This is a genomic window from Peribacillus sp. B-H-3 (genome assembly GCF_048572925.1).
GTDB lineage: Bacteria > Bacillota > Bacilli > Bacillales > DSM-1321 > Peribacillus.
The window spans coordinates 1,254,549-1,266,007 of the sequence record NZ_CP183879.1 but is presented as its reverse complement, the minus strand read 5'-3'; the positions used below and the strand labels follow the sequence as shown (position 1 = coordinate 1,266,007).

The 11,459-nt window shown below is 41.1% G+C and carries 13 protein-coding genes; 7 read left to right on the top strand and 6 right to left on the bottom strand.

Annotation, left to right across the window (positions count from 1 at the left end):
- Window positions 1-153: 153 nt before the first annotated feature.
- From ACN6MY_RS06225 to ACN6MY_RS06200, 6 genes are all read left to right on the top strand, one after another.
- On the top strand, window positions 154-1,236 hold the full coding sequence (locus ACN6MY_RS06225; RefSeq protein WP_419883203.1) for an FUSC family protein: 1,083 nt from the start codon (window positions 154-156) through the stop codon (window positions 1,234-1,236).
- 356 nt (window positions 1,237-1,592) lie between these two features.
- Complete coding sequence (locus ACN6MY_RS06220; protein WP_419883202.1) at window positions 1,593-2,084, top strand: MarR family winged helix-turn-helix transcriptional regulator; 492 nt, start codon at window positions 1,593-1,595, stop codon at window positions 2,082-2,084.
- 32 nt (window positions 2,085-2,116) lie between these two features.
- Window positions 2,117-2,755, top strand: a complete 639-nt coding sequence (locus ACN6MY_RS06215) for an HlyD family efflux transporter periplasmic adaptor subunit (RefSeq protein ID WP_419883201.1) — start codon at window positions 2,117-2,119, stop codon at window positions 2,753-2,755.
- A gap of 38 nt (window positions 2,756-2,793) precedes the next feature.
- A complete protein-coding gene (locus ACN6MY_RS06210; RefSeq protein ID WP_419883200.1) occupies window positions 2,794-4,407 on the top strand; it encodes a DHA2 family efflux MFS transporter permease subunit in 1,614 nt (537 codons plus the stop codon).
- Window positions 4,408-4,488: 81 nt separating this feature from the next.
- Window positions 4,489-5,019: an NAD(P)H-dependent oxidoreductase gene (locus ACN6MY_RS06205; protein WP_419883199.1), complete on the top strand. Its 531-nt coding sequence runs from the start codon at window positions 4,489-4,491 to the stop codon at window positions 5,017-5,019.
- Between the two features lie 16 nt (window positions 5,020-5,035).
- Window positions 5,036-5,434 (top strand): hypothetical protein, encoded by a 399-nt coding sequence (locus ACN6MY_RS06200; RefSeq protein WP_419883198.1) that lies wholly within the window; start codon window positions 5,036-5,038, stop codon window positions 5,432-5,434.
- Window positions 5,435-5,476: 42 nt separating this feature from the next.
- Here ACN6MY_RS06200 and ACN6MY_RS06195 read toward each other — a convergent pair whose 3' ends face one another.
- The 5 genes from ACN6MY_RS06195 to fabL all read right to left on the bottom strand — a co-directional run bounded on the left by ACN6MY_RS06195 (window position 5,477) and on the right by fabL (window position 9,982).
- Complete coding sequence (locus ACN6MY_RS06195; RefSeq protein ID WP_419883197.1) at window positions 5,477-7,225, bottom strand: ABC transporter ATP-binding protein; 1,749 nt, start codon at window positions 7,223-7,225, stop codon at window positions 5,477-5,479.
- A gap of 67 nt (window positions 7,226-7,292) precedes the next feature.
- Complete coding sequence (locus ACN6MY_RS06190; RefSeq protein ID WP_071351558.1) at window positions 7,293-7,820, bottom strand: DUF402 domain-containing protein; 528 nt, start codon at window positions 7,818-7,820, stop codon at window positions 7,293-7,295.
- 359 nt (window positions 7,821-8,179) lie between these two features.
- On the bottom strand, window positions 8,180-8,434 hold the full coding sequence (locus tag ACN6MY_RS06185) for a YgaB family protein (RefSeq protein ID WP_419884093.1): 255 nt from the start codon (window positions 8,432-8,434) through the stop codon (window positions 8,180-8,182).
- A gap of 422 nt (window positions 8,435-8,856) precedes the next feature.
- The gene (locus ACN6MY_RS06180) at window positions 8,857-9,144 is read right to left on the bottom strand and encodes a gamma-type small acid-soluble spore protein (RefSeq protein WP_419883196.1); all 288 of its coding nucleotides are present in this window, start codon (window positions 9,142-9,144) and stop codon (window positions 8,857-8,859) included.
- 88 nt (window positions 9,145-9,232) lie between these two features.
- A complete protein-coding gene (gene fabL, locus ACN6MY_RS06175) occupies window positions 9,233-9,982 on the bottom strand; it encodes an enoyl-[acyl-carrier-protein] reductase FabL (RefSeq protein WP_419883195.1) in 750 nt (249 codons plus the stop codon).
- Window positions 9,983-10,065: 83 nt separating this feature from the next.
- Here fabL and ACN6MY_RS06170 point away from each other — a divergent pair, with 83 nt between their 5' ends.
- A complete protein-coding gene (locus tag ACN6MY_RS06170; RefSeq protein ID WP_090990663.1) occupies window positions 10,066-10,290 on the top strand; it encodes a hypothetical protein in 225 nt (74 codons plus the stop codon).
- 43 nt (window positions 10,291-10,333) lie between these two features.
- On the opposite strand, the gene mutY is transcribed toward ACN6MY_RS06170, so the two are convergent.
- Window positions 10,334-11,443: an A/G-specific adenine glycosylase gene (gene mutY / locus ACN6MY_RS06165; RefSeq protein WP_419883194.1), complete on the bottom strand. Its 1,110-nt coding sequence runs from the start codon at window positions 11,441-11,443 to the stop codon at window positions 10,334-10,336.
- Window positions 11,444-11,459: the final 16 nt, after the last annotated feature.

Below are 11,459 nucleotides of genomic sequence, written 5' to 3'. Positions count from 1 at the left end.
AAACCCTGTATATTACATTATTGTTTACTTAAATAGGTTTTAGTGTAAAGTATTTAAAAGGGAGTTTTTATTTATCCGGAATTATATCGCAATCATTATAAAAAATCATATTCATAGCTGGATTTTACCCATGAGAAAGGAAAACGGACTTATATGAAGCTTGGTGCCCGCATTTTAAAAACGGGAATTGCAATTGTTTTAGCGCTTTATCTTTCAAAGCTGCTTCACATGCCTGTACCGGTATTAGCAGGGATATCTGCCATATTTGCCATACAGCCGACCATTTACCGTTCATACAGGACGATTGTGGAACAGCTTCAGGGAAATCTTATCGGAGCCTGTGTCGCTGTTGTATTCGTTCTCTTTTTTGGCAATCATATTTTTATTATCGGTTTAGCTGTTATCGTGGTCATTTCAATCAACCTTAAACTTAAGATGGGCAATACCATTACCCTATCAATTGTAACCACTTTATCGATTATGGAAGCGCAGCAGGGTAATTTCTACACCTTTGCCTTCATTCGTTTATCATCAGTGTTATTAGGGATCCTGAGCTCATTCCTGGTTAATCTTGTATTTATTCCTCCCAAATATGAAACAAAGCTGTATGTGCGGATTACAAATGTCACGGAGGATATCCTGAAGTGGATCAGGATGAGCACCCGCCATGTCTCGGAACGGACATTGTTAAAAAAGGACATCGGCGATTTAAAGAACGACCTTTATCAAATTGAACAGCTTTATCATATGTTTAAAGAAGAACGCGGATATTTACTGAAAGAAAACCATGTCAAGGCCAGAAAGAAAGTCGTGTACCGGCAAATGCTCATCACCACAAGAAAAGCTTTTGAAACACTTAAACGCATCCATAAATTTGAACATGAAATAAGCATGATGCCTGAGGGTTTCCAGGTAAAGCTTCTTTATCAGCTGGATTGCCTGATCCGCAAGCATGAGCAATTGCTGTTAAAATATATCGGCAAGGTGAAATTCAGCGATGTATATTCAGACTGTGTTTCAGATGAATGCTTAAGCCGTGAGGACCTGCTCGCGCTTTTTTACGGCAGGGATTCAGAAATTGATGATCAGGAATTAGCTGCACGACTTGTCCCTCTGCTCTCTGCCATTATGGAGTATGATGAGCAAATGGAGCACTTAGAAAAATTGATCAGCAGTTTTCAGACTTTCCATAAAGATGATAATGAAGTATATCTTCCTCCAGAAGATGTAGATTAATTGCTTGAGCCTTGTCCGGCTCCTTGTGAGCTGGACTTGATAAAAAGGGTTTTCCTCTTATTTAGAGGATAGCCCTTTTTTTGTTTTTTCTCCCGCCCGACATGAAAGCGCTCCATTTTTGTTTTACATAAATATTTTTTTATTATTTATCAAATACTCAACATAATGGAATCCCCCTTTATTCACATCAAACAAGAAAAATTACATTTTTTACCTCGAAAAAATAATAAAAAATAAAGGATTAAATTGATGACAATTCAAAAAATCTCTGTTAGAATAATTTCTTGTTAAGAAATATATTTATATTAGTTAACATTTAATGTTCTTAAATATTAGCATGATTGGGGAGTGAAGTGTTGAATGAAGAAAGCCGTATTATTGCTGCGGTAGAGCACATTCATGACAAAATATTACTGCTTGGGAAAATACGTACTTTGTTTCTTGAAAAAAGCATAGAACCTTATGACATCACTTTGCTGCAGGTTCATATTCTCTATAAAGTCGGACAAAACAACAACATCCGGGTCAGCAAGCTGGCGGAAATGGTTCATATCCACCTCAGTTCCCTCACCAGGCTGATTGACCGCCTTGTAGAGCAAACTTTAATATGCCGCTTCAATGATGACAAAGACAGGCGTGTTGTCAGAGTACAACTGTCCGAAAAAGGATCTGAAGTTCTTGAATGTGTAACAAAGAGCTTTAAGAATTTAATCATCCAAACTATTAAACAAATGGATGAAACAGAACTTGAAGACTTTTATCGGTTTTCAGCATTGCTGGATAAAATGACGGAACCAATTTCTATTGAAAATGATGACGTGAAAATTATCCGCCAATTTAATACTTAAAATACTTCGTTGGATTGAAAGGAGAAAGATTTATGGGTAGAGGTCGTTTAGTCCTAGTTAATATCGTAGGAATTATCATTATTTTTGCATTAGTAGCCGGAGGTGCTTATTACTACTATCAAAGCACAAACTTCGTTAAGACGGACGAAGCAAAAGTAGCCGGAGATCTTAATACAATTGTTGCTCCAACAACAGGCAAGCTAAAAGGCTGGGATCTGCAGGAAGGCGATAATGTTTCAAAAGGAAATACACTTGGCAAAATCTCTGATGGTAAAAATTCTGTGACTGTTTCTTCTGCTCAAGACGGAACAGTGGTTAAAAAACAAGTTTCATCTGATCAATTGGTTCAAGCAGGACAGGTATTGGGCCAAACAATCGATATGAGCAAAATTTATATTACTGCAAACATTAAAGAAACAGAATTAAGCGATATCGAAAAAGGCGATTCAGTTGATATCACAGTTGACGGAGATCCAGGCACTACTTTCGAAGGTACTCTAGAAGATATCGGATATGCTACAAACTCAGTGTTCTCTATCATGCCGTCTCAAAATTCAAGTGGCAACTACACTAAAGTAACTCAAAAGGTTCCTGTTAAAATCTCAATTAAAGCACCATCTGATAAAGTACTTCCAGGTATGAACGCAGAAGTTAAAATTTCCACAAAATAATTTGATTTGTTTACTTTACAAGAAAGGAGGCTGGTTTAATGGCTGCCCAAAGTATCGAAAATAACGACCAGGGAGTTAGACAGCATATTCCCTTGCTTGTTATATTAATGCTTGGCTTATTCTTAGTTATCTTAAACCAAACCCTTCTAAGCGTGGCTATGCCGCGCATGATGACAGAGTTTAACGTAACAGCCACAACCATCCAGTGGCTTTCCACAGGATTCATGCTTGTCAACGGTGCGTTAATTCCTCTTTCAGCGTTCCTTATTGAACGCTTTGGCACAAGGATACTTTTTATATTGGCTATGATACTTTTCACAATCGGTACTTTCATTTGCGGAATTGCACCGACTTTCTCCGTAATATTGACTGGCCGTTTAATTCAGGCTGCAGGCGGCGGTGTGCTTCAGCCGCTTGTTATGACTATGATTATGTTTATTTTCCCGCCGCATATGCGCGGTAGAGGGATGGGGATCTTTGGTCTTGCGATGATGTTCGCACCGGCTATCGGCCCTACCCTATCAGGCCTGATCATAGAACACTATACATGGCGTTTAATGTTCTATGGAATGGTTCCGCTTGGAGCGATTATTGTAATCGTCGCTTTCATCACATTGCGTAATGTAATCGAGCCAAAAAAAATCAAACTCGACGCATTCGGCGCATTTCTTTCCCTTTTCGGTGTGGCTGCCCTTCTTTATGGAGTCAGTGAAGCCGGTTCAAAAGGATGGTCAGACTCAATTGTAGTGGTTATGATCGTGCTTGGTCTTCTGTCTATTGCCGGATTTGTTATCCAGCAGCTAAAATCAGAAAAACCTTTGCTCGATTTCAGGGTTTTCAAGTATGACATATTCACATTATCCAATATCATTTCAGCCATCATCACCGTATCAATGTTCACAGGGCTGTTCCTGCTTCCGATCTATCTGCAGAACCTAAGAGGCTTTACGCCTGTTCAATCAGGTGTTCTCATGCTTCCAGGAGCCCTTGTTATGATGGTTATGTCCCCTATCTCGGGGATACTGTTTGATAAAGTAGGACCTCGTCCCCTTGGTATAGTCGGATTGCTGGTCACTATTGTAACAACGTTTGAATTTACTAAAATAACGCCTGATACTGCTTATACAACACTATTAGGTATTTACATGATTCGTTCATTCGGAATGTCTCTATTGATGATGCCGATTATGACAGCAGGCATGAACCAGCTGCCCCGCCATTTAAATAGCCACGGAACCGCCATGACGAATACAATCCGCCAGGTAACCGGCGCAATCGGAACAAGCTTGGTCACTACCATTTATACAAACAGGACCATCTTCCATGCAACTACAATGGGAAACCAGATGAGCACAACTGATCCGGAATTCTCGCAAAATCTGCAGACTCTGGTTCAAAATATCATGGCTTCCATGCACCAAACAGCTGCATCAGCCCAGCAGACAGCCGTATCGCTGCTGTCCGGCCAAATTCAGCTGCAATCCAATGTTATGGGAATCAATGATGCCTTCTTCTGGGCAACAGGATTTACTGTTGTCGGATTAATACTAAGCTTCTTCCTGCGTGATGTAAGAAAAGATAAAAAGAGACAAGAAGCAAAAAAGAAAAACGAAATTCAATTGCTTCCTTCTCCAGTGAATGAAACGAAATAAAGAAATAGTAAACCTCCCCTTATCGGGAGGTTTACTATTATCACAGAAGGCTACATTTAATTAACAGGAGGTTTTTCTTTCATGAAAATTTATGTTGTGTATGATAGCGAAGGCGAACACACTAGAGCTCTTGCGGAATCTATCGCAGAGGGAGCAGATGGAGTAAGCGGTGCTGAGGTATTTATTGATCATGTCAGCCAGGCAGATGTGTATAAGCTTCCTGAAATGGATGCCATTATCTGGGGATGCCCAGGACATTTCGGAACAATCAGTTCAGGATTGAAATCATGGATCGACAAATTGGGATATCTTTGGGCCGAAGGAAAGCTTCAGGATAAGATTGGTGCAGTTTTCTGTACAACAGCTACTGTCCACGGCGGACTTGAAGCTACGATGCTTAACTTAATCACTCCAATGCTGCACCAGGGAATGATCATCACTGGCATGCCAAGCAACATCCGTGAAAATGCCCTTTATGGCTCATATTATGGAGTAGGTGTAACCTGCCCTCCAGATAGTACCGAAGCAATTTCTGAGGAAGGCCTGGCACTCGGCAGGATATTAGGAGCACGTGTAGCGAATGTCGCAAAATCATTTAAAAATGAGCGATAAGGAGGACTGATATAAGATGGCAATGATTATTTTTATAATTGTAGCGATCTTGGTAGCAGCCGGCTTAGTTACCATGAATATAAGGTCATCATCCCGCAGCGGGGCACATGTTGAGCAAGAACCGGCCCTTCATGAAGAAACGCCTTCTTCCATGCCTCCTGTTCCGGCTGAAGAAGCCCATGAAACTGCTGTGCAGCCAATGCCTGATGTGAGGGCAGAAGAAGAAACGTTAAAAATGGATGATAATGCTTACAGGAATGCCCTGCAAAGCATGAAAACCCCTACCGATACTCCTAAGGCAGAAATAGAAGAACTAGAAGAACCTTCTGTTCAGCCTAAAATGGATTCCAAAATGAACGATAACATGTTCCGTGAAACATTAAAATCCATGAGAAATCAGGACACAAATAAATAAAGCCAAAGCCCCCAATTGACTTGGGGGCTTTTGTGTGCGGGTTTATGAATCCAGCTGCTGTACCTGAAAGAGGTTATAATAGCCTCCCTGTCTTCTCATCAGCTCTTCGTGGCTTCCCATTTCTGTTATTTCTCCATGCTCGATAAGAATTATCCGGTCAGCATGTGTAATCGTGGATAACCGATGGGCAACAATGAAGGTAGTCCTCTCTTTCGCAAGCTCCTCCAGTGCCTCCTGGATTAAGTGCTCACTTTCCAGATCAAGAGCCGAAGTTGCTTCGTCCAGCACGAGGATCGGAGGGTTTTTCAGGAACACCCTTGCAATGGCAACACGCTGTTTCTGCCCTCCGGATAATTTAACACCGCGCTCTCCTACCTTCGTTTCATAACCTTCTGACAGGTTTTCTATAAAGTCATGGGCATTTGCTGCCTTTGCTGCCTCTATTACCTCTTCCATGGTTGCATCGGGCTTGCCCATCCTGATATTCGAGACAACCGACTCACTGAATAGGATATTATCCTGCAGTACCATCCCAATTTTATCGCGCAGGCTGCGGACCTTGAAATCCCGCAAATCTGTGCCGTCCAATAAAATCCTTCCGCTGCTGACATCATAAAACCTTGGAATCAGGCTGACTAGCGAAGACTTTCCTCCTCCGCTCATCCCAACCAATGCAATGGTTTCACCCTTACGGACATGAAGGTTCAAATTCTTTAAAACTGGCTCTTCTGATTCATCATAGGCAAACGAAATATTCTCAAAATCAAGATTGCCTTCTACATGGTTCAGTGATATAGAATCTGGTTTATCCTCAATGTCATATTTTTCATCAATGAACTCAAACATACGGTCCATTGAGGCTAGTGTTTGTGTCATGGTAGTTGAAGAGTTGACTACCCTCCTCAAGGGATTATACAGCCTGTCGATGAACCCGATGAAGGCCACCATCGTTCCTACTGACAGCGGGCCATTTATCACCTGATAACCTGCATAGCCAATAACCAGCAAAGGCGAAATATCGGTGATGGTATTAACAACAGCAAAAGACTTGGCATTCCAGCTTGTATGCGCCAGCGCTTTGTCCAAAAAGTTTTGATTTTGTTTTTTAAACAGCTCTGATTCGTGATCCTCTATGGCAAAGCTCTTAATAACAGGCATTCCAGAAACACGTTCACCCAAATGGCTTTGAACATCTGCAAGAGCCTGCGAGCGCGTTCTCGTATAATCTCGGAGCTTTCCAAAGAAATGCTTCACGGAAAATGCGTAAAATGGGAGCATCACCAAGGAGACAATGGTGAGCTTTACATCCATGGTAAACATGATTATGATCGCGATAATAATGGTTGCTATATCAAGCCAGAGATTCATAAGCCCCGTGATTACAAAGTTCTTTGTTTGCTCTACATCTGTTATGACCCTGGAGATGACTTCTCCAGCCCGGGTATTGGCATAATATTTAAAGCTTAATTTCTGGATATGGCTGAATAGCTCATTCCGGATATCAAATAGAATCTTCGTGCCGGTCCATTGGGCATAGTATTGCCGGTAGTATTCAACAGGCGGCCTGACAACCACGAATATCACCAGCATAATTCCCATAACCCAGAAAAGCTTTTCCGTTTTTACAGATGACGTTAAGTGTTTGTTGGCAATAATATCATCCAGAACATATTTTGTAAGAACAGGAATTAAAAGCGGTATACCAAATTTTAAAAGTCCTATGATGACTGTTCCTGCAATTTGCCACTTATATGGCTTAACAAACCGCAGATATCTTTTTACGCTGTCCACAAAATTCCTCCGTAAGTAAGTTTTGTCTCAAAAAAAAACCTGTTGTTGATGCAACAGGCTTTCGGCACTAACGGTATGTTAAAAACCGTTCATACCAGGAATCAATAAATTCTGCAGAAAAAGGGCCTTTCCTCTGCCGTATCATGTAAATTAAATAATCGACATTTCTCTTTAAGATAGCATCGATTGCATCAGGGTAATTCATTTCCCTGCGGTGCCTTTCATACTCATCTTCATCCAGTAAATTAAAAGTCATATCCGGAAACACCTTAATATCCAGGTCATAATCAATGTACTTAAGCGCTTCCGTATCGCAAGTGAACGGAGAACTGATATTGCAATAATAGTACACACCGTCTTCTCTAAGCATCCCAATAACATTGAACCAATATTTAGAATGAAAATAGCATATTGCCGGTTCTCTCGTTATCCAGGTTCTTCCGTCAGATTCCGTTACCATTGTACGATCATTTGCCGCTATGACAAGATTTTGCGTCCCTTTTAAAACGGTGGTTTCTTCCCAGATCCGGTGGATATGCCCATTATGCTTATAACTTTGAATTTGGATTTTTCCTCCCTCGGTGGGAATCCCCATAATTATTCTCCCCTGCCTTCCTTAAACATCTTACAAAACTTTTCTAATGGCGGTTATACTGTATCTTATTCGATTTCCTATATTCCTTTATTATAGCGATTTATTCAAAAATTTAAAACAAAAGAGGCTATCTATCAGTAAAAATGTGCCATAAAGCCAATAATACTTAAAAAATCTGCAAAAAAGCTGCAAAATTCCCGCATTATTGGCTGAAGACAATTACTGTAAGATAGCCCCTTAGGACTTTTTTTCGTATACTTTGTTGCTATGGAACAAGGGGTTGATTTCCGCTCCAGGAATCTCGCACCTTTCGCTCCAATCAACCTTATTTAAGCTTAAGCCGGATTCAGCGTGACTGATTAGATGATTGCTGCCTGCCCTTCCTGATAGTACCTGATGACCTCTTCTGTCTGCTGTTCAAACATATCATGAATTGCAGATAATTCCTGTTTCATCCGTAAAATCTCATCCTGAATGGAATCTAACTCGGTCAATTCCTGCAAGGCCCGGAGCTGCTGTTCGATTTCCTGGCATCTTTCAATTTCGGATTGTATAAATAAAAGCTTCTCCATCGTTTTAAGCTGTTCATTAATCAGCCGGTCAAACTCTTTCATATCCATACACCGCCCCATCATTTATATAATGATTTCCCCTCCTCCAAATATTCTTGCTTCCACCTGATTGTCCTTTGACTTAAAATGTAGACCAAACAGAACTTTTGTCGAATACAGGATGCGGAGGCGCCCTGATCAGCTTCCGAAGCAAATAGGCGATGGAGGCCTGAAGGCCTGTCTTTGCCTTCTGGCCTCCATCGGTCTTTTGCACAGGAAGCTGGGCGCTGCAGCTCGACGAATCAGGAGGCGGAGGCGCCCTGTTCAGCTTCAATGAATTTTATTAAAGTGCTGACTTCGTAAACTTTGCTGCTATAGAACAAGGTGGCTGATTTAACTATGGGATCCCCTCACAGAACATATTCTAAAAAGAGCATAAACAAAAAAGGCATTCTTCTGAAGAGAAGAATGCCTTTTTCTTGTGCTTATGCTTTGGAAGATTTTCCAGATTGAGACTGCTGGTTTTGTCTTTTTACTTCTTGTACATCAGTTTGGCTAGCAAACTCAGTACCGTATTGGCCTTGGCCAGATTGGCTTTTTCCTGCAGATGCTTGCTGGTTTTGCTGCTTCACTTCTTGCACGTTAGTTTGGCTTGCAAATTCAGTGCCAAATTGGCCCTGTCCAGATTGGCTTTTTCCTGCAGATGCTTGTTGATTTTGCTGTTGAACTTTCTGTACGTTAGTTCCAGCTTGTGTTGTTTTGTTGTTCTCCATTCGTAATCACCTCCACGATAATAGAATAACCAGGAGTACGGGGTGATATCCGAATAAATATCAGTTAAATTTATCCAATTATCCAAACCTATACGAGAAGTGAAACTCCTCCATCTACAATAATGGTTTGTCCGCAGATCATGCTCGTTTGGTCACTTATTAAAAAGAGAATGGCATTTACCATATCCGATACTTCCACCATTCGTCCGGCAGGAGTGTTTTTTGCCGCATCTGCCAATAATTCTTCTCGGTTAGGGAAATGTTTAAGGGCATCTGTATCAATCACTCCGCCTGAAACAGCATTTACCGTAATATTTTTTGGAGCCAGTTCAACTGCAAGATAACGTGTCAGTGCTTCAAGTGCTGCTTTGGAAACTCCAACTACCGTATAATTTTCAAGGTATCTGATAGAACCCAGTGAACTGATGCTGACAATTTTCCCTCCGCCATTTTTCTCCATTAATTTGGCAGCTTCCTGTGCGCAAAACAACAGGGCTTTGCTGTTGATATCCATGGTCCAATTCCAGTGTGACTCTTCAAGTTCCATCAATGGACGCTGAACGCCAGATGCAGCATTTGATATGAATACATCCAGCCTGCCATAATACTCTTCAATCTCGGCAAACATGGATTTTATTTTCGCCACATCACCTACGTTGGCTTTTACAACAAGCGCTTTCCGGCCCATTGCTTCAACTTCAGCAGCAACCTCCAGCGCTTTGGATTTACTTCTGGCATAGTTGATGACAAGATCATATCCCTCTTCAGCCAGCTTTAAGGCAGTCGCCTTTCCAAGCCCTTTACTGCTTCCTGTTACCAATGCTACTTTGTTTGTCATTTGTTTATCGTCCCTTCTATTTGGAAAAATAAGAATAAAGATGTTTATTTTTAAGAAAAATATAAAGAAAAAGGAGTGTTATTATGTACGTTGGCCGTGACATGACAGAATTATCATTATTGCCAAAATCCGATTGGGAAAAAAGCGAGCTAGCTTACTTCCATCATTCCCTGCAGCAAATGGTACCTTACCTGAACCAGGAAGGCCAGTCAATCCACAAGGAGATTGTGGAGGAAATTGAAAAGCGCGGCGGCCTTCAAAGAAGTGAAGCCGATTATACACATGGTACTAATGAAAGCTATGATTGAGCTATAATGGAAGTAAGGGGAGCGGAATATTCCGCTTCCTTTTTCATTGGGAATTTTTATAACCCGTCATAATTTTTTGATGTGATACCGAAAATGCATATTGTTCTATTTCCTTTTCAGAAACCCATTTATACTGCTGATTTTCTAACATAGTACTATCAATATGACTGCTTACTGTGCCTTTAAATGCATCGATTTTCCAGACAAGGTGAGAAAAAACATGATCAATTTCAGCTACCAATTCACCAATATCAGCCACTGCTTCAAAGAGCTTGCGAAATTCCTCTGCGAAGTACTCCCTTTTTGTCATAAGCTCAGTGTGTATTTCAAAGTTGGGGAATTCCCACATATTTGCAAGCAGACCCTCAGAAGGCCTCTTATGAATCAGGAATTCACCTTTTTCATTTGTCAGCACTGCAGCAACAAGCGGTACATTGCGTGTTTTTTTCTTTTTAATCTTGATAGGAAGCTCAGACTGTATGCCTTCCTGAAAGGCCTGACAATGGCTGCGTACAGGACATAATAGGCATGCGGGTGTTCCAGGCGTACATATCAAGGCACCCAGCTCCATTAAAGCCTGATTAAAAAAAGATGGATGATCATGGTCAATCAGGCCCCTGACAGCCCTTTCAAATAATATCCTTGTTTTAGGCTTTGCAATATCTTCTTTAATCTTAAGAATTCGCGACAGTACCCGCATTACATTCCCATCTACTGCCGGTTCAGCCTTTCCATAAGCAATGCTTAATATTGCGCCTGCCGTATAGGGCCCGACACCTTTTAATTTTGAAATTTCTTCAGGTTTATCAGGAACAATGCCGCCGTAGGCTTCTCTTACTTCCTTAGCGGCACTATGGAGGTTTCTGACCCGGGAATAATATCCAAGCCCCTCCCAGGACTTAAGCACTTTTTCTTCATCGGCATCTGCGAAATCCTCAATTGTAGGGAACCAATCCATAAACCGGTTATAAAAAGGGATAACAGTATCTACCCTTGTCTGCTGCAGCATAATTTCTGAAACCCATACCCTGTATGGATCGCTGTTTTTTCTCCATGGCAAATCTCTTTGTTCCTTTTCAAACCAGGAAAGCAAATCCTGCTGAAATTCAGTTATATTAATATCTGACAAACCCTGCAATTCTTTTTCCTTCACATTTGTTCCTCCGCGA